At 73.4% G+C, this 17,229-nt stretch carries 16 protein-coding genes and 1 rRNA gene; 4 read left to right on the top strand and 13 right to left on the bottom strand.

Annotated elements, in window-relative coordinates; all coding sequences use genetic code 11:
- Positions 1 to 118 precede the first annotated feature (118 nt).
- The 7 genes from OHA34_RS01055 to OHA34_RS01025 form a co-directional block, all read right to left on the bottom strand.
- A complete protein-coding gene (locus tag OHA34_RS01055; RefSeq protein ID WP_285943804.1) occupies positions 119 to 1,111 on the bottom strand; it encodes a hypothetical protein in 993 nt (330 codons plus the stop codon).
- A 5-nt stretch (positions 1,112 to 1,116) separates the two neighbouring features.
- Positions 1,117 to 2,070: a copper transporter gene (locus tag OHA34_RS01050; RefSeq protein WP_329520409.1), complete on the bottom strand. Its 954-nt coding sequence runs from the start codon at positions 2,068 to 2,070 to the stop codon at positions 1,117 to 1,119.
- Positions 2,067 to 3,305 (bottom strand): putative cytokinetic ring protein SteA, encoded by a 1,239-nt coding sequence (gene steA / locus OHA34_RS01045; protein ID WP_329520408.1) that lies wholly within the window; start codon positions 3,303 to 3,305, stop codon positions 2,067 to 2,069. Before steA ends, OHA34_RS01050 begins: the two co-directional genes overlap by 4 nt.
- A 169-nt stretch (positions 3,306 to 3,474) precedes the next feature.
- The gene (gene recN / locus OHA34_RS01040) at positions 3,475 to 5,172 is read right to left on the bottom strand and encodes a DNA repair protein RecN (protein WP_285943807.1); all 1,698 of its coding nucleotides are present in this window, start codon (positions 5,170 to 5,172) and stop codon (positions 3,475 to 3,477) included.
- Positions 5,173 to 5,251: 79 nt separating this feature from the next.
- Entirely contained in the window at positions 5,252 to 6,238 is a 987-nt protein-coding gene (locus OHA34_RS01035) for an NAD kinase (protein WP_285943808.1), read from the bottom strand.
- Positions 6,235 to 7,035 (bottom strand): TlyA family RNA methyltransferase, encoded by an 801-nt coding sequence (locus OHA34_RS01030; RefSeq protein ID WP_285943809.1) that lies wholly within the window; start codon positions 7,033 to 7,035, stop codon positions 6,235 to 6,237. The genes OHA34_RS01035 and OHA34_RS01030 overlap by 4 nt, the downstream gene beginning before the upstream one ends.
- Complete coding sequence (locus OHA34_RS01025; RefSeq protein WP_329520407.1) at positions 7,032 to 7,478, bottom strand: hypothetical protein; 447 nt, start codon at positions 7,476 to 7,478, stop codon at positions 7,032 to 7,034. The genes OHA34_RS01030 and OHA34_RS01025 overlap by 4 nt, the downstream gene beginning before the upstream one ends.
- A 116-nt stretch (positions 7,479 to 7,594) precedes the next feature.
- On the opposite strand from OHA34_RS01025, the gene OHA34_RS01020 reads away from it, so the two are divergent.
- On the top strand, positions 7,595 to 7,936 hold the full coding sequence (locus OHA34_RS01020) for an SCP2 sterol-binding domain-containing protein (protein ID WP_285943811.1): 342 nt from the start codon (positions 7,595 to 7,597) through the stop codon (positions 7,934 to 7,936).
- A 7-nt stretch (positions 7,937 to 7,943) separates the two neighbouring features.
- Here the strand turns inward: OHA34_RS01020 and OHA34_RS01015 are convergent, their stop codons facing one another.
- Entirely contained in the window at positions 7,944 to 8,942 is a 999-nt protein-coding gene (locus OHA34_RS01015; RefSeq protein ID WP_285943812.1) for an HAD-IIA family hydrolase, read from the bottom strand.
- Positions 8,943 to 8,977: 35 nt separating this feature from the next.
- Entirely contained in the window at positions 8,978 to 9,340 is a 363-nt protein-coding gene (locus OHA34_RS01010) for a tetratricopeptide repeat protein (protein WP_285943813.1), read from the bottom strand.
- A 479-nt stretch (positions 9,341 to 9,819) separates the two neighbouring features.
- On the opposite strand from OHA34_RS01010, the gene OHA34_RS01005 reads away from it, so the two are divergent.
- Together OHA34_RS01005 and OHA34_RS01000 are read left to right on the top strand one after the other, a co-directional pair.
- The gene (locus OHA34_RS01005) at positions 9,820 to 11,154 is read left to right on the top strand and encodes a DUF1015 domain-containing protein (protein ID WP_329520406.1); all 1,335 of its coding nucleotides are present in this window, start codon (positions 9,820 to 9,822) and stop codon (positions 11,152 to 11,154) included.
- Between the two features lie 104 nt (positions 11,155 to 11,258).
- The gene (locus OHA34_RS01000) at positions 11,259 to 11,663 is read left to right on the top strand and encodes an NUDIX hydrolase (protein WP_285943815.1); all 405 of its coding nucleotides are present in this window, start codon (positions 11,259 to 11,261) and stop codon (positions 11,661 to 11,663) included.
- A 32-nt stretch (positions 11,664 to 11,695) separates the two neighbouring features.
- On the opposite strand, the gene OHA34_RS00995 is transcribed toward OHA34_RS01000, so the two are convergent.
- Positions 11,696 to 12,154, bottom strand: a complete 459-nt coding sequence (locus tag OHA34_RS00995; RefSeq protein ID WP_329520405.1) for a hypothetical protein — start codon at positions 12,152 to 12,154, stop codon at positions 11,696 to 11,698.
- 89 nt (positions 12,155 to 12,243) lie between these two features.
- Between OHA34_RS00995 and OHA34_RS00990 the strand changes: the two genes are divergently transcribed.
- Positions 12,244 to 13,182, top strand: a complete 939-nt coding sequence (locus OHA34_RS00990) for an MBL fold metallo-hydrolase (protein ID WP_329520404.1) — start codon at positions 12,244 to 12,246, stop codon at positions 13,180 to 13,182.
- A 6-nt stretch (positions 13,183 to 13,188) separates the two neighbouring features.
- On the opposite strand, the gene OHA34_RS00985 is transcribed toward OHA34_RS00990, so the two are convergent.
- The 3 genes from OHA34_RS00985 to rrf all read right to left on the bottom strand — a co-directional run bounded on the left by OHA34_RS00985 (position 13,189) and on the right by rrf (position 17,069).
- On the bottom strand, positions 13,189 to 14,352 hold the full coding sequence (locus OHA34_RS00985) for an alkaline phosphatase PhoX (RefSeq protein ID WP_329520403.1): 1,164 nt from the start codon (positions 14,350 to 14,352) through the stop codon (positions 13,189 to 13,191).
- A 137-nt stretch (positions 14,353 to 14,489) separates the two neighbouring features.
- Complete coding sequence (locus OHA34_RS00980; protein WP_329520402.1) at positions 14,490 to 15,578, bottom strand: hypothetical protein; 1,089 nt, start codon at positions 15,576 to 15,578, stop codon at positions 14,490 to 14,492.
- A gap of 1,374 nt (positions 15,579 to 16,952) precedes the next feature.
- Positions 16,953 to 17,069 (bottom strand): 5S ribosomal RNA (gene rrf, locus OHA34_RS00975).
- Positions 17,070 to 17,229 lie beyond the last annotated feature (160 nt).

The raw sequence follows: 17,229 nt of genomic DNA, 5'->3' as shown, positions 1-17,229 counted from the left end.
AGGATCTGGCTCACGGGATCGTCGGTGCGTCGCAGAAGCGGAGGCGCGGGGCTCCCGGACGGGGCTGCCGGACGGGGCGGCGGGGTGACCGGACCGTCCGGGCCGGGAAGCGGGGCTCTCAGGACGCGGGGTCGTTCGCGACGCTGCTCTCGGCCGCGCCCTGCTGCCGCGGCACGGAGGCGGCGCCCCCCGAGGGGACGCCGACGGAGGCGTCCGGGACCGGGACCGGGGCGGCGACCGGGCGGCGGCCCAGCATGTCGATCCGGTTCAGCGCCGGAGTGCGCGCGATCACCTTGGTGAAGCTGACGAACTCGCTGGCGGCGTTGAGGCCGACCAGGCCGGCGAGCACCGCCAGCCGCGGGCCGCGGCCCAACCGGGTGGCGGCCAGGCCGAGCAGCGCGCCGAGCGCGTTGGACCCGGTGTCGCCGAGCATCGCCCGCTCGGCGAGGTCTTCGGGGAGCAGCGCCGCGGCGGCGCCGAGCGGCGCGGCGGCCACGGCCGGGCCGCGCGCGGCCAGCGCCAGCGGAACTCCGGTGATCAGCCCGACCTTGATCGCCCGGCCGGGGCGCAGGTCGAACAGGTTCATCAGGTTGGCGCCGCCGGCCACGATCGCGCCGTTGACCAGGGTGTCGAACCCGCGGCCGGCGCGGGTCGGGGCGGGCGACCCGGCCACCGCCGCGGCGGCCAGGCCGGTCGCGCCGATGCCGAGGATCTTCACCGCGCCGCTGGTGACCTCGCCGCGGGCCAGTGCGCCGAGATGCCCCTTGAACCCGCGCGACGACGCCGAACCGGCCAGGTCGTCGTAGCCGCCGAGGACGCCGGAGCCCACCCCGGCCAGCAGCGCGGCGGCGCGCGTCCGGCCGCCGCCGAGGCCGGGGGCCAGCAGCCCGCCCGCCGCGGCGCCCGCGACGAACGCGGGCCCCTCCAGCAGCGTGACGGGCTCGCCGCGGTGGTTGGTGCGGCCCCACGCCTCGTCGCCGCCCAGGCCGTTGAACCCGGGCGGACGCCGCGTCAGCGCGGTGTAGGCCGCTCGTGCGGCGACGGCGCCGAGCGCGGTGCCGGCCAGCAGGCGCGCTCCCCTGGCCGAGCCGGAAGCGATGCGTCGGTTCATCGAGGTCATCCGTTCTTCCCCGCCGTGGGCGCGGGCGAGGGCAGGTAACCGCCGACGCCCGAGCCGATCCCGTAGTGCCCGGACTTGCCGCTCAGCTCGTTCTGCAACGCCAGGATCGTCACCACCCGGCCCGAGGCGGTGTCCACCATGTCACCGGTGGAGACCGACTTCTCGGCGTCGGAGTCGCGCAGCGCCTTGATCAGCCCGCCCTCCTGAGCGGCGGTGAACGGGCCACCGACGACGGTACCGCGATCGGCGGCGTCCAGGGCGGTGGCCAGAGAGATCAGCGCCTTGTTGTCGACCTCGCCGCCCTCGCCGTACGGCGCGGACGGCGCGATCACCACCGCGAGCGTGGCGTGCTGGCCGGGCTTGCCGCTGGTGGTGACGTACCCGGCCTGCCTGAAGCCGTTCAGGACGGCGCCGCCGGTGGCGTCCTCGCGTCCGCTCTTGGCGGCGTCACGGGTGACGATGGCGCTCGCGAGCACCGCGCCCGCCTTCTCGTAGGCGCCGGCGGTGCCGGGCAGGTCCAGGTCCTCGGGCTTGAGCCGGGCGGCGAGCTCGTCGACGCTCTCGACCTGGTCGTCGTCGAGGAACTTCTTCTGCACGGTGACGCGGCCGGTGACCGCGGCGCCGGCGTTCTTGGCCAGCTCGCTGACCTGCTCGATGCTGTCGTTGCTCGCGCCCGGGGTCTCGATGACGACCACGGACTGGCCCTTCAGCCGGTCGGCGACGATCTGCGGGGCGAGCCCCCCGGCGAACCGCTCCTCGCCGTCGATCTGGTGCTGCATCTGCCGCTGCTGCTGGCGCGCGTCGTTGGCACTCTTGGCCGCCGCGCTCGCCTGCCTGCGCAGTGTGTCGGTCACCGAGCCGGACAGGGTCGTGGACCCCAGCACGATGCCGAGCGCCAGCGCGAGGAAGATCGCGACGATGGAGACGAGGTGGTATCGGAAATCGATCACGTGAAGAGTCCGGTCAGCCAGAAGAGGAAGGCGTGCCAGCGGTCGGCCAGCAGGGGACGGATGACGTCCCCCGCCGGTGACATGAACACGGCGGTGGTGATGGCGACGAACGCGCCGAGGACCAGGAACAGCAGCGACCAGGTGGAGATCCGGCTGCGGTAGAGCCGGCTCACCCCCTTGGCGTCGACGAGCTTGCTGCCCACCCGCAGCCGGGTGAGGAACGTGCTGGCCATCCCGGCCCGGCCCTTGTCGAGGAACTCCACCATGTTGGCGTGCGTGCCGACCGCGACGATGAGCGTGGCGCCCTTGTCGTCGGCGAGCAGCATCGCGATGTCCTCGCTGGTGGCGGTGGCGGGGAACACCACCGCCTCCCGGCCGAGCTCGTGCACCCGCTTGAGCCCGGGTGCCCGCCCGTCCCGGTAGGCGTGCACGACGATCTCGGCCCCGCAGGTCAGCGCGTCGTCGGAGACCGAGTCCATGTCGCCCACGATCATGTCGGGGCGGTAGCCGGCCTCCAGCAGCGCGTCGGCCCCGCCGTCCACCCCGATCAGCACCGGCCGGTACTCGCGGATGTAGGGGCGCAGCGTGGCGATGTCCTCGCGGTAGTGGTAGCCGCGCACCACGATCAGCGCGTGCCGGCCGTCGATCCTGGTCTCCACGTCCGGGACGCCGACGCCGTCGATGAGCAGGTCGCGCTCGCGCTTGACGTACTCCATCGTGTTGGCGACGAACGCCTCGAGCTGGTGCGCCAGCCCCGCCTTGGCCTCGACCAGCGCGGTCTCGACGGACTCGGCCGTCTGCGCGGTGCCCTTGGCCACCACGTCCTCGCCGCGGTGCACCGCTGGCCCCTCGACGCGGACCTGCTCGCCCTCGGCCAGCTTGGCGAAGATCTCCGGGCCGACGTCGTCGACCAGCGGGATGCCGGCGTCGAGCAGGATCTGCGGGCCGAGGTTCGGATAGCGGCCCGAGATGCTCGGCGCGACGTTGACCACCGCGCCCACCTCGCAGGACACCAGCGCCTCGGCGCTGACCCGGTCGAGGTCGACGTGGTCGATCACCGCGACGTCGCCGGGCTGGAGCCGCTTGGTCAGGTCCTTGGTGCGGCGGTCGAGCCGCACCGTGGCGCTGACCCCCGGCCGGCCCTCGTCACGGCTCCTGCCCAGCGCGAGCACGCGCCGCGGCAGTCGCTGTGCGAGCCGGGCGCGCCGTTCGGTGATCGGAGACGGGTCGTTCATCGCTTGCCATCCTGCCAGAGCGCGAGGGGTGACACCGGCAACGGCGGCGGGCGGGGCGTCACTCTCTGTCGCATCGGGACGCTTCGCTCGGGTCGTGCCGGCCCACCGTCGGTCGGGGGGCGCCGGGACGGGCCGGGGCGCACCGGCGGGAACGCCGGCGCCCCCGGCCTCACCGTTCCTCGGCGGCGAGCTCCAGGAGCTCCTCGGCGTGCGCCCGGCCGAGCTCGGAGTCCTCCATGCCGGCCAGCATCCGGGACAGCTCCCGCACCCGGCCCTCCCGGTCGAGGGCGGTCACGCCGCTGCTGGTGACGGTGCCGTCGTCGGACTTCTCCACCAGCAGGTGCTGGTCGGCGAACGCGGCCACCTGCGGGAGGTGGGTGACCACGATCACCTGCGCGTTGCGGGCCAGCCGGGACAGCCGCCGCCCGATCTCCACCGCGGCCTTGCCCCCGACGCCCGCGTCGACCTCGTCGAACACGAACGTGGGCACCGGGTCGGCGCCGGCGAAGACCACCTCGATCGCCAGCATCACCCGCGACAGCTCGCCGCCCGACGCGCCCTTGTGCAGCGCCAGCGGCGGTGAGCCGGGGTGCGGGGCGAGCCGCACCTCCACCTCGTCGGCGCCGTGCGGGCCGTACCCGCCCGCCTGGGTCACCGTGACCTCGACCCGCGCGTGCGGCATCGCCAGCGCCGTCAGCTCGGCGGTGACGGCGGCGGAGAACCGCTCGGCGGCGCGGCCCCGGACCGCCGTCAGCTCGGCGGCCTCGGCGGCCAGCCGGTCGGTGAGCTCGGCGTGCTCGGCGGTCAGCTCCTCGATGCGGCCATCGTCGCCCTCCAGCTCGGTCAGCCGCGCCGCGGACCGCCGCGCCCACTCCAGCACCTCGTCGAGCGTCTCGCCGTACTTGCGGGTCAGCGAGGTCAGCACGGCGCGGCGTTCCTGAGCGGCGGCCAGCAGCGCGGGATCGGCGTCGACCGACTCGGCGTAGGACGCCAGGTCGGTCGAGACGTCCGAGACCAGGTAGCCGGCCTCGGCGAGCCGGTCGGCGAGGCCGGCCAGCTCGGGGTCGTGCTCGCGGACGGCCTCCAGCGCGTTGCGGGCCGTGCCGAGCAGGCTCACCACGTTCGCCGCCTCGAACGCCGCGGCCGGGTCGCCGAGCAGCGACTCGTGCGCCGCGTCGGCGGCGCCGCGCAGCGCGTCCGCGTGGCCGAGACGCTCGGACTCGGCGGCCAGCGCGGCGTCCTCGCCCGGCTTGGGGTCGGCCTTCTCGATCTCCTCCAGGCCGAAGCGCAGGTGCTCGGCCTCCTGGGCGCGTTCGCGCGACCGGGTGGTGAGCTCCTCGAGCAGCGCGCCGACCTGGCGGTGCCGCTGGTAGGCGCGGGTGTAGGCGCTCATCGGCTTGGTCAGCTCCCCGCCCGCGTAGCGGTCGAGCGCGCCGCGCTGCCGCGTCGCCTGCAACAGCCGCTGCTGGTCTGACTGCCCGTGCACGGCCACCAGGTCGTCGGCCAGGTTGATCAGCAGGCTCACCGGGACCGACCGGCCGCCCAGGAACGCCCGGGAGCGGCCCTCGGCCGACACCGAGCGGGTGATGATCAGCGCGCCGTCGTCCAGCAGGCCGCCGGCCTCCTCGACCCGCTCGACCACCCGGCTCCCCGGATCGACCACGATCCGGCCCTCCACGTGGGCGCGCGGCGCGCCCGGCCGGACCCGCTGCGGGTCGGCACGGCCGCCGAACAGCAGGCCCAGGCTGGTGACCACCATCGTCTTGCCGGCCCCGGTCTCGCCGGTCACGACATTGAAGCCCGGGGACAGATCGAGCACGGCCTCGTCGATCACTCCGAGGCCCTGGATCCGCACCTCATCGACCATCGGACGCACCAGCGTCACAACCCCTCGCAAACGATCCCGGTTCAGCGCCTCGCAGGTGAGATTACCGCCCTCGTCCGGATCAGGCTGCCCCGCCGGACGCGGGCGCTCCCCCTCCCCCGGTGACGGGGATCCCCTCCACCTGCGCGTCCTCTCCCGGCGCGGACGGGACGGCGGGCTGGCGAACCCGGCCGCGCCATCCGGTGACGGGAAGCCCGAACTTGGTGACCAGCCGGTCGGTGAACGGGGTCAGGTGCAGGCGCGCCAGCCGGACCGGCTCGGCCCCCCTGCGCACCTCGACGCGCGCGCCCGGGGGCAGGTCGAGCGTGCGGCGGCCGTCGCACCACAGCACCGCGCGCGGGGTGCCCGGCAGCACCTCGACCGCCACCACCGAACGCGGCGACACCACCAGGGGCCGCGAGAACAGCGAGTGCGCGCTGATCGGGACGACCAGCATCGCCTCGACCTCCGGCCACACCACCGGCCCGCCCGCCGAGAACGCGTACGCGGTGGAACCGGTCGGGGTGGCGCACACCACACCGTCGCAGCCCCAGTTCGACAGCGGACGGCCGTCGATCTCGGCGACGACCTCAAGCATCCGCTCCCGCTCGGCCTTCTCGACCGTCGCCTCGTTGAGCGCCCACGTGGTGCCCGACACGCTCCCGTTGCGGCGGACCACCACGTCGATGGTCATCCGCTCCTCCACCTCGTAGCGGCGGGTGACCACCCGGTCGACGGTCGCGGCCAGGTCCTCCCGCTCGGCCTCGGCGAGGAACCCCACGTGGCCGAGGTTGACGCCGAGCAGCGGGGTGCCCGCCGAGCGCGCCAGGTCGGCCGCGCGCAGCAGCGTCCCGTCGCCGCCCAGCACCATGACCACCTCGGCGCCCTCGGCCGCCGCAGCGGTCCGGGGCATCGCCTCCACCCCGCCGCAGCCGATGTCCTCGGCCTCTCCGGTCAGCACGCGCACCGCGATCCCGGCTTCGCTCAGCCGCTCGATGACCAGCTGGGCGCTGCGGACCGCCTCCGGCCGTCCGGTATGCGCGACGACCAGCACCGATCTCTCGCTCACTGGGGGCCCTCCGTGATGGCCTGGGCCAGGTCGGCCTCGTTCAGGTGCGGCGCGCCCGCGCGCAGCCACAGGAAGTACTCGACATTGCCCGACGGGCCGGGCAGCGGGCTCGCCGTCACCCCGAGCACGCCGAGTCCCAGCGTCGCAGCATGGCCGGCGACGCCGCGCACCGCCTCCGCCCGCAGCTCCGGCTCGCGCACCACACCACCCGCCCCGACCCGGTCCTTGCCCACCTCGAACTGCGGCTTCACCATCACGGCGTAGTCGGCGTCCGGGGCCACGCAGCGCTGGACCGGGCCGAGCACCAGCCGCAGCGAGATGAACGACAGGTCGCCCACGACCAGATCCGGCGGCGGCGTCCCCAGCATCTCGGGTTGAAGCTCGCGGATGTTCACCCGCTCGAGCACCGTGACCCGGTCGTCGGTGCGCAGCGGCCACGCGATCTGGCCGTAGCCCACATCGACGGCGTACACGTGCGCGGCTCCGGCGCGCAGCAGCACGTCGGTGAACCCGCCGGTCGACGCGCCCGCGTCGAGGCACCGCCGCCCCGCGGTCTTCAGGCCGCCGAACGCCTCCAGCGCCCCGGCGAGCTTGTGCCCGCCGCGCGAGACGTACTCGGGGCCCGAATCGGCCTCCTCCACCAGGACCGCCGCGCCCATGTCGACCTGGGTGGCGGCCTTGCCCGCCACCTGGCCGCCGACCCGGACCCGGCCGTCGGCGATCAACTGGGCGGCCTGCTCCCGGGACCGGGCCAGCCCCCGCCGCACCAGCTCGGCGTCCAGCCTCCGCCGGCTCACGACCGCGCGCCCGGCGCACCGGGAACCGACGAACGCCCCGAACCCCACTGAGCACTGGGAACCGGCGGCTCACCGGGCATCGGCGGACGCCCCGAGACAGGCTGGGCCCCGGGAACAGGCTGGGCCCGGGGAACAGGCTGGGCCCGGGGAATCGGGGGACGCCCGGGGAACGGCTGTGCTCCGGGGCTCGGCGGCGGCCCAGGGCGGCCCGCCGCCGTCGCGGGTGCGGACGGCTCGTCCTGATCGGCCGAGACCAGCAGCTCCTGGAGCCGCTGGTGGACGTCCTCGAAGATCTCCGCATGCGCGGCGACCGGCGCTCCCGCCAGCTCGGCGAGCCGGCCGAGCGCGGCGTCCACCCGCGGGTCCCCGGTCGCCGGGGGCGCCTCGCGCTGGGGCGCGGGCACCGGCACCCGCACCGGCTCAGCCGCGGCCTCGTCGGACATCACCTTCACCTCCAAGAAAAGAGCCCGACCGCATGCCGCGGGTCGCTTCGGGCTCACTCAGAACGCTACCGTCCCTTCACGACATCGTTGTCGACCGAACGGGGAACGGCCTGACCATGGCGAACGAGGACGATTGCCGCGCCGCGCTCGACCGGATCGCCGGGCGGCTGGCGGAGGTCGACGCCGACCGGCTCGCCGAGCACGCGGTCGAACGGACCATCAGCTGCCAAATCACCGACCTCGGAGTCGCCTACCGGACCCGGCTGCACGCCGGCGGGCTCGACCCGTTCGAGCCCGCCGCCGACGCGGGCACCGCCCAGGTGCGCATCACCGTCGGCGCCGCCGACCTGATCGCCCTGGCCGCCGACGAGCTGAACCCGGCCAAGGCGTGGGCGACCGGCCGACTCAAGATCGAGGCGAGCTTCTTCGACCTCCTGCGCCTGCGCAAGCTGCTCTGACCGCGCGTCAAAGGTCCAGGCGGCCCAGCGCCCCGGTCACCTCCTCCATGGTCACGGGCTCCTCCGTACGCCACGCGGCACCGGCCAGCGCGCGCAGGCCGTCGTAGGGGTCACCGGCCCCCCTGAGCTCGATCCGTCCGCCCGGCACGGCGGTCCAGCCCCCGCACAGGTAGCGGTCGCCGTCCCAGCGGACTTCAGGGTGGGGGACGAGCAGCCCGGTCAGGTCGGGCGCCAGGTAGGTCGGGCGGTGCCGCGGCCCGGCGGTCAGCAGGGCCGCGGGATCGGTCACGCCGGTGAACACCAGCAGGCTGTCCGCGCCGCCGTTGTGCGCGCCCTCGATGTCGGTGTCGAGCCGGTCGCCCACGACCAGCGGGCGGCGCGCCCCGGTGCGGAGGATCGACTCGTGGTGCAGAGGGCGCTCCGGCTTGCCGGCGAGGATCGGGGCCGTCCCGGTGGCGGACGTGATGACCTGGAGCAATGACCCGTTGCCCGGGAGCGGCGGACCGTCCCCACCGGGAAGGGTGAGGTCACCGTTGGATCCGACGAACAGCGCGCCTTGGGCCACCGCCCGGGCGCCCTCGGCGATGAGCCCGTACGACAGCCCGGGGGTGAACCCCTGCACGACGGCCGCCGGCCGCTCGGACGCGGTGGAGACCGGCCGCAGCCCCCGGGCGTACAGGGCCTGCCTGAGGCCCATGCCGCCCACCACGAGCACCGCCGCCCCGGCGGGGAGCCGCTCGGCGAGCAGGCGGGCCGCCGCCTGCGCCGAGGTCACCACGTCCTCGGCGGTCGCGGGGACGCCCACGTCGCTGAGCAGGGCCGCCACCGCGGAGGGCGTGCGGGAGGCGTTGTTGGTGACGAACGCCAGCCGCTGCCCCGCCGCCCGCGCCTTGGCGAGCGACTCCGCCGCCGCGGGCACCGGGCGGTGGCCGATGTAGACGACGCCGTCGAGGTCGAGCAGGGCGACGTCGTACGCCTCGCTCAAGGGCCTGTCGCAAGCCTTCATCGGGCTCCCATCGCTACTCGTCGTGTCGCCGGCCGTCACCGGCGGGCGCCGAGGATGGCGCGCACATGCCGGAGGGCGTTGGCGTAGTCCTTGTTGTCGGGGCGCATGGCCACGGCGAGCGCCAAATGCTCGACCGCCTCCTCGAACTCGCCCATCCGGCTCAGCGAGAGCCCGAGCCCGAACAGCGCGTAGTCCTCTGCCGGCTCCTCCCGAACAATCAGCCGGAAGCTCTCGGCCGCCTCGGCGAACCGCCGCGTCCCGAACTGCGCACGAGCCAGCGCCTCCCGGATGCTGAGCGAACCCGGCTCAGCCTCGGCCGCCCGGATCAGCAACTGAAGCGCAGCCGCAGCACTACCGGACCCGAGCAGCTCAAGTCCCCGCGTGTACCACTCGTACACACCGCCCTCCGGCACAACGCCTCCACCCTTGTAGCCCCTGACCCGGCACAGAAGGACGCCCTGTCCACCCGGCGGGATTCTCCTCATCTGGACGATTCCTCACCCAGCGATCTGTTCGGCGCGAACAAGAGCACTTGCCGCGCAGGCAGGCGCCCACTCCCCGCACCACCGCCCGTGGCACCGCCCGCACCACCGCCCGTGGCGCCGTTCGCAGCACTCCCCGCCGCGTCCGAGGCAGCACTCCCGACGGGGGAACTCCCAGCCCACGGCCGGCTGGGGAGCGCGCTGCCCGGGAGGAGGAGTGCTCCGCCTGTGGGACGGTCACCCTCCGAGGACGGGACCGCACCGCGCGCGGAGGGATGCCCGCACGGGGAATCCTCCGCTCGTCCAGGTTCTTGAACACTCATGTGGACCTCCCCTCGGACTACGATCACCACGACGGTACCCGGCCGTCACATGACCGCCCGCCGGTGATTACCATGCCCACAGTGGACGACGACCTCCCCTCCGAGCTCGGGCCTGAGGAGTTCAGCGCCTGGGTCTTCGGCGCATCGGGGCCGCGGGCCGAGGACGGCCTTGTGCTGGCGCCCTTCCGCGGTGTCCGCTTCGTCCCGGACGTCGCCGGGGACCTCGCCTCGGTCACCACGCCGCCCTACGACCTGATCGACGACGACGCCGTCCGGCGGCTGCTGGCCAGCGGTGGCCACAACGTGGTCCGCCTCATCCTGCCGCGCCCCGCCGAGCAGGGGTACCGCGAGGCGGGCGAGACGCTCCGGCGCTGGCTGGCCGAGGGCGCGCTCGCCACCGACGCCGAGCCGGCCCTGTACGTGTACGAGGCGGCCGAGCGGGGCCAGGTGCGGCAGCGTGGGCTCATCGGCGGGCTCGGGCTGCGCGCAGAGGCCGACGCCGTCGTCCTCCCCCACGAGAACGTCTTCCCCGGACCCGTCCGCGACAGGCTGGCCCTGATGTCGGCGGCCCGCGCGAACCTGGAGCCGATCTTCCTCGTCTACGAAGGGGGCGGGGACGCCGCCCGGATCGTCGACGAGGCCGCCGCCGCAACGCCGCTGCTGGAGTTCCACGCCGACGACGGGCTGACCCATCGCCTCTGGCAGATCACCGACCCCGGCCTGCACGACCGGATCGCCGCGGATCTGCGCGACCGGCAGGCGCTCATCGCCGACGGACATCACCGCTACGCGACGTACCGCGCCCTCCAGGCCCGCCATCACGCCGCCGGGGACGGCCCCGGCCCCTGGGACCAGGGCCTGGCGCTGCTGGTCGACTCGACCCGCTACCCGCCCCGGCTGGGCGCCATCCACCGCGTGCTCCCGGGCCTGCCGCCCACCACGGCGCTGGACCGCGCCGGCACCGTCTTCCGCGTCACCGAGATGGCCGGCCTGGCCGCCGCCACGGAGGCGCTCGCCGCCGCCGAGGGACCGGCGTTCCTGCTGGGTGGGAGCGGCTCGCTGCACCTGCTGACCGACCCTGACCCGGGCCGGCTGGAGCAGGCGATGCCCGCCGAGCATTCCGCCCGCTGGCGAGGGCTGGACACGGCGGTCCTGGACCACCTCCTCATCGCCGGCCTCTGGAACATCCCCGAGGACGAGCACAGCGTCGAGGTCGTGCACGACGACCCGGCCGCGGCCGTCGATCGGGCCCGGCGCACCGGCGGCACGGCCGTCCTGCTCAATCCGCTCAAGGTCGAGGACGTGCTCGCCATCGCCGGTGAGGGCGAACGCGTCCCGCGCAAGTCCACCTCGTTCGGCCCCAAACCGCGCACCGGCCTGGTGCTGCGCCTCCTCGAGGGCCCCTGACGGCGCTCGGGGAGATCTCCCCTTCCTCAATGGCTCCATTCGAACGGCTCCTTCCGCAGAGCCCGCAGACCCCCGACCACGACCAGGATCAGGAGCGACGACGGATGACGAAACTCATCGACAAGGTGGCCTGGGTGCACCTGGAGGACGGCAAGATCCTCAGCACCCGCTCGCACGGCAAGGACGCGTTCTACCTTCCCGGCGGCAAGCGGGAGCCCGGCGAGAGCGACATCGAGACGCTGCTCCGGGAGGTCGACGAGGAGCTGACCGTCACCGTCCTCGCCGGGACGGTCGCCCGCCTGGGGATCTATGAGGCCCGGGCGCACGGCCGCGCCGATGATGTCACCGTGCGGATGACCTGCTACACCGGCGGCTTCACCGGCACCCTCGCCCCCGCGAACGAGATCGCGGAGATCGCCTGGCTGACCTACGCCGACCGCCCTCGCGTCTCCCCGGTCGACCAGCTCATCTTCGACGATCTGCACGCCTCCGCCCGTCTCACCACCTGACCCTCGTCTCTAGGGCCTCTCCGCCTGCCCCCTCACCACCTGCCCCCGACTCCGGTCCCCGATTCGGCACTCGCGTCCGCCGTCCCCGCGCCCCCCAGATCTCCCGGGTGATCCAGGTGATCCGGCCGGCCGGCCGGTCTGGCGGGGGCCACGGCCACCAGGACGGCCTCGTGGACCTCGATCTCGCAACCGCCCACCCCGAGCCCGTCGGGGGTTCCGCCGCCGCGGAGCGCGCCGCAGACCTCGATCAGGTCACCGGCCCGCCAGTGGGGCGACTCGGCGCCGATCCCGGGGTCGAGGCTCGCGCAGGTGAACGTGTCGGACGCGTACCGTCCGCCCCCCTCGTGCGGACGGTCGACGGTGAGCCTCCACCAGGAGACCTCACCGCCCGCCGGAGGGGCACGGCGGACCGGGTCGCCGGCGAGCCTGCCGAGCAGGTGGACGGAGTTGAGGTGCGGACAGACCATGATCTGCTCCTTTCGACCGGGCATGGATCCAGCCTGCGGCACCCGGGCACCGGAGCGAAAGTCCTTCGCCAACCTGTGGATAACTCTCCACCCGAGAAGAGATGATCTTTCTTATGGACACCTCCACCACGATCACGCCTCTCGGCGGCGACGTGTACGAGATCGACACGCGCATGGCCGGGTACTCCGGGATCACCGCCGGCTACCTGATCCTCTCCGACCGCCCCTGCCTGGTGGAGCCGGGCACCGCGGGGTCGGCGCCGGTGGTGCGGCAGGCGCTGACCGAGCTGGGGGTGGGGCCGGCCGACCTGGCGACCGTGGTGGTGACGCACATCCACCTGGACCACGCGGGCGGGGTCGGCGACATCGCCGAGATGTACCCGGGCGCCGAAGTGGTGGCCCACGAGAAGGGCGCACGGCACCTGGCGAGCCCAGAACGGCTGATGCGCAGCGCGCGCATGGTGTTCGGGGACCGCCTCGACACCCTCTTCGGTGAACTGAAGCCGACGGACGCGCAACGGATCCGGGCCGTGGAGGACGTCGGCGTCATCGACCTCGGCGGCGGACGGCGGCTGGAATCGCACTACTCGCCGGGGCACGCCAAGCACCATGTGGGACTGGTGGACTCCCAGACAGGCGACCTGTACGTGGGGGACGCGGCGGGAATCTACATTCCCGAGACCGCGGACGTGAAGCCCGCGACGCCGCCACCGGACTTCGACCTGGACACCGCCCTCAAGTCGCTCGACCGGTTCCGGGCCCTGCAACCACAACGACTGCTGTTCGCGCACTACGGACCGGTCGCGGAGGTGGCGGACACGCTGGACCGGTCCGCCGAGGAACTGAAGATCTGGGTCGACACCGTGCGGAACGCCCGTGACGAGGGCATGGACCTCGACCACGCCGTTGCCGCGGTCGTGGAACGGACGAAGGAGCGGTACGCCGTCACCAGCGACGACATCGACCCGGAGCTCGCCGCCAAGTACGAACTGCTCAGCAGCACGCAGAGCAACGTCGCCGGCATCATGCACGCGCTGAACTGGAACGAGTGACCGTCCTCAGCGGCGGAACGGCCCGGCCACTTCGAAGGTGTGCCCGTCAGTGCCGGCGACGAAGCCGCTCTTCCCGCGCTGCGAGGAGAAGTACAGGCGCCGTCCGTCCGGGGAGAACGCGGGGCCGGTGATCTCCGACTCATCGTGTCCGGTGACGCGCAGGAAGGGGACGACCACCCCGTCCGGGGTGATCATGTTGATCTCCATGTTGTCGCCGTCCTCGGCGACGTAGAGGTCTCCGGAGGAGGTTCCGGTGAGGTTGTCGACGCCGTGCAATGGCGCTTCTCCCTCAGTGACCAGGTCATCGTCATAGGCCAGGTCGAGCCGTTCGGCGCCGGCATCGTACGCCCAGACCCGGTTGTCGCCCTTGGTGGTGAAGTAACAGACGCCCCGGGCGTAGTAGCAGCCTTCGCCGCCCTTGAAGTGCATGGCGCCGGAGACCTGGGAGCGGGTCGGCGTGACCCACAACTGCGGATTCGGGACCGGCTCCCATCGGACGGGGCCGAGTCCCGTGCCGACGAGCACCTCCAGAAGCCCCTCGTCCAGCGTGCCCCAGGTCTTCGGCCGGAACCGATAGAAGCACCCATCCGACTGGTCCTCGGTGAGGTAGACGACCCTGCGGTCAGGGTCACAGGCCGCGGCCTCGTGCTTGAAGCGCCCCATGGCCGGACGAGGTCGCGCGGCCTTCTCACCACGCGGGTCGGTCTCGTAGACGAGGCCGAAGTCGTGCTCCTCGCACGACAGCCACGTCCCCCAGGGGGTGGCGCCTCCCGCACAGTTGAGGGTCGTCCCGTTCAGGATCCGGTACGCCGAGGTGACCTTGCCGGTGGCGTCGAAGCGCACGGCGGACACTCCGCCCACCACCGGGACCTCACTGTTGCTGACATAGATCCAGCCGTCGCCGTCGGGGAAGCACGCGCCTCCGTCCGGCGCCGGGTGCCAGGTGTGGCGCGTGCCCTCGACACGCTGCATGGACCGCGCGACGACCCTGCCGGTGAACCCGGCGGGCAGTTGCAGGCCATTGGCATCGGCGGCCTGCAACGGCCCGTACGGGCCGGGCCCGGGTTGTGCGGGCCCGGCGAGCGCGTCCTGCCACAGCGCGCCGGAGAAGGCGGTCGTTCCGCTCGCGACCGCCGTCGCGCGCAGGAAGGTGCGTCGGTTCAGGGGCATGGCGCTCCTCACAGGGTTCACTCCGGATCGTGATGGAGTGGATCGCCACCGGACGAATCCGTGGCCCCCCGAACGGCACGATCTTGTGAATATCCGGTGAAAAGCCCGCCCCGTCAAGGGCTCCGGCAGAGCTCGGATCACTCCGGCCGGAAGCCCCGCTCCTCGTCCTCGTCTTCGTCCTCGTGATCCCCGTGTGCCTCGTCGGCCCGCGTGGGCTCGAGGAAGAGCACCGTGGCCTCTGGGGAGACCTCGGCGGTTTCCGCCGGGCCGGGCTCGGCGACTCCCTCGGCCGGCGTCTCCGCCTCGTCCGCGGACGCCGTCTCCGAGGGTGCGGCCTTGAACTCGATCGCCGTCGCGTCGCCGCTCTCGGCCTCGTCCTCCGTCTCGTCGACGGCCGCCGCCTCGGGCCCGGCCTCGTCCACCCCAGGACCCTCCACGTCCACGATGGGCTCAAGGGCGCCCTGCGGGCCTGCGACGGCCTCTGAATTGGCCTGAGCGTCCTCGGGAGCCTCCTCCGGGACCGGAGGAGTCGCAGGCTCCGCCACCGCGTCCTGGACGACCTCAGAAGCCGCCACCGCCTCATGTGCGGCGGCGTTCAGCGCCTCGGCCTCTGCCGCGGAACCGAACGCGAGGTCCTCGGCGTCGCCGTCGCCCTCCTCGGTGTCGACGATGTCCAGGCCCTCGAGCTCCGCGTAGCGCTCGGCGGCGTCGGTCTCCCCGTCGCGGTCGGCGGCGGCGGCCTTGGCGAACCAGTCGGACGCCTCCTCCGCGCGGTCCGCGTCGATGAGCGCGTCGGCGTAGGCATAGAACAACCGGGCCGACCAGGGGCGCAACCGCTTGTCCCGCAGTTCGGGGACCTGCAACGCGACCACCGCGGCGTCGAACTGGCCCAGGTCCCTGCGCGCGCCGGACTCGACGATGCGCAGTTCGACGCGGCCCATCGGGTCGAGCTTGTTGGCCTCAGGGGCCTTCACCACGTCCAGGGCGCGTTCCGGACGGCCCAGGCCGCGCTCGCAGTCCGCCATGACCGGCAGGTAGGAGTCCTCGCCCGCACCGAGCCGGCGCGCGGCGCGCAGTTCGGCGAGCGCATCGGCCCATTCGCCCGTGTGGTAAGCGGCGAGCCCGGCCGCCTCGCGCACGATGCCGACCCTGGAGGCCAGACGCCGTGCCGCCCGCGCGTGCCGGTAGGCGGTCGCCGGGTCGTCCTCGGCCAGGCGGCCCGCCATCACCAGATGGCGCGCGACCCGACTGGCGAGGTCCTTGGGCAGGGTGCGCAGCTCGACGCGCGCGTCGACGTCCAGTTCCTCACCGGTGACGTCGTCGGGCAGGATCGGGTCGTCGTGCTTGGGGGCGTTCCCCTCACGGTCCCGCAGGTTGTCGCGGCGTTCCGGACGGTCGCGAGGCGGCCCGTACGAACGTCCGCCTCCGTCCTGCGGACGCCCCGCCCCGCCACGGCCCCTGGACGACTGGTCGCGATCGCCGGGGCGACGCCCCTCACGGTTGCCCTCGAACCGGCGCCCGCCCGATCGCTGGTCAGAGCCCCGCTCCTGGCGGAATCCCCCGGGACGTCGCTCCTCGCGCTGCGAACCGTCTTCACGGTCCTTGGGCCGCCCTTGGAACTTGCGGTCCTGCGGGCGCCCCTGGGGACGGCGTTCTCCCGGCGCTCCCTCGGAACGGGGTCCCCTGGGTGCGCTGTAGTTGGACTCGCCACGCTCGCCAGAACGGGCTTCGCCCGGCTGCGCACGGCGGTCATCGGAACGTTTGAAGGGACGGTCCGGCCGACGGTCGTCCCGTCGTCCGCCGCCCTGCTTGTCCTGCCGGTCCTTCCACCCACCGGCGGCAGGCCGGCCCCCTGCACCAGGACGACCGCCCGACGCCGGGCGCCCCCCCGACGCGGGACGGCCGCCGCCGGCCGGACGGCCACCGGACGGGCGCCCTCCAGAGACGGGACGGCCACCGCCCTCAGGGCGCCATCCGGACGCGGGACGGCCATTGCCAGGCGGACGTCCTTCCGACGTCGGACGGCCACCGCTCCCTGAGCGGCTCCCGCCCGCGGGCCGTCCGCCGGACGTCGGGCGGCCTCCCCCTGTAGGGCGGCCACCGGATGCGGGACGGCCACCACTAGGGGGGCGCCCGTTGGACTGGGAGCGGCCACCAGAGGCGGGGCGACCACCTGACTGGGGACGCCCGCCCGCGCTGGGACGGCCGCCTTCGCCCTGCCGACCTCCTGAGGACGGACGGCCCTGAGGAGCACCGCCTCGACGGCCGCCCTCACCGGATCCGTTCTCGGAACGACCCCGGGCCCCCTGAGAGCCGCCTGAGCGGGGGGCGCCACCGCGAGGCCCGGCGCCCTTGCGGGGCGCACCGGCCCCACCAGGTCCACCGCGGGCATTGCCCCCACGGCGATCAGGCGTGCCACGCCCGCCGCTCTTGCCCCTCCGCTCGCGATTCTCGTCGCTGCGGCCGTCCTCTTCCGCGCTCATAACGTCCGTCACAGTTCTCGGTGGTTCATGGACCCTTGCAGCCTACTTTGACTAGGCCAGGACATGCGTCGAGGGCCGCCCCCCAAAATCAGGGGCGACCCTCGACTCACAAAAAGAGTCCGGCGGTGTCCTACTCTCCCACACAGTCTCCCGTGCAGTACCATCGGCGCTGAAGGGCTTAACTTCCGGGTTCGGGATGGGACCGGGTGTTTCCCCTCCGCCATAACCACCGAACGACCAAACCCCAACCACCCAACCCAAGCAAGAACCGGGTGGTGGGAAGTAATCGTCCAAGCAACCAAAGCTCAGAGCAATATTCACAAATCAAAACCCCGCATACGGGGGCGTGTTCCCGTTTGTTTTCCGGGAACTACACAGGGACGCGAACACCAAA

The organism is Spirillospora sp. NBC_01491, from assembly GCF_036227065.1.
Classification (GTDB): domain Bacteria; phylum Actinomycetota; class Actinomycetes; order Streptosporangiales; family Streptosporangiaceae; genus Spirillospora; species Spirillospora xylanilytica.
This window is presented reverse-complemented; position numbering and strand designations above follow the sequence as displayed.

Excerpts from the sequence above, each read along its gene's own strand:
- OHA34_RS01005 (WP_329520406.1), top strand. The coding sequence starts at position 9,820 with ATGCCCACAGTGGACGACGACCTCCCCTCCGAGCTCGGGCCTGAGGAG.
- recN (WP_285943807.1), bottom strand. The coding sequence starts at position 5,172 with ATGGTCGATGAGGTGCGGATCCAGGGCCTCGGAGTGATCGACGAGGCC.
- OHA34_RS01015 (WP_285943812.1), bottom strand. The coding sequence starts at position 8,942 with ATGAAGGCTTGCGACAGGCCCTTGAGCGAGGCGTACGACGTCGCCCTG.
- OHA34_RS01000 (WP_285943815.1), top strand. The coding sequence starts at position 11,259 with ATGACGAAACTCATCGACAAGGTGGCCTGGGTGCACCTGGAGGACGGC.
- OHA34_RS00980 (WP_329520402.1), bottom strand. The coding sequence starts at position 15,578 with ATGGCGGGCCGCCTGGCCGAGGACGACCCGGCGACCGCCTACCGGCAC.
- OHA34_RS01020 (WP_285943811.1), top strand. The coding sequence starts at position 7,595 with ATGGCGAACGAGGACGATTGCCGCGCCGCGCTCGACCGGATCGCCGGG.
- steA (WP_329520408.1), bottom strand. The coding sequence starts at position 3,305 with ATGAACGACCCGTCTCCGATCACCGAACGGCGCGCCCGGCTCGCACAG.
- OHA34_RS00990 (WP_329520404.1), top strand. The coding sequence starts at position 12,244 with ATGGACACCTCCACCACGATCACGCCTCTCGGCGGCGACGTGTACGAG.
- OHA34_RS00995 (WP_329520405.1), bottom strand. The coding sequence starts at position 12,154 with ATGCCCGGTCGAAAGGAGCAGATCATGGTCTGTCCGCACCTCAACTCC.
- OHA34_RS01055 (WP_285943804.1), bottom strand. The coding sequence starts at position 1,111 with ATGAACCGACGCATCGCTTCCGGCTCGGCCAGGGGAGCGCGCCTGCTG.
- OHA34_RS00985 (WP_329520403.1), bottom strand. The coding sequence starts at position 14,352 with ATGCCCCTGAACCGACGCACCTTCCTGCGCGCGACGGCGGTCGCGAGC.
- OHA34_RS01025 (WP_329520407.1), bottom strand. The coding sequence starts at position 7,478 with ATGTCCGACGAGGCCGCGGCTGAGCCGGTGCGGGTGCCGGTGCCCGCG.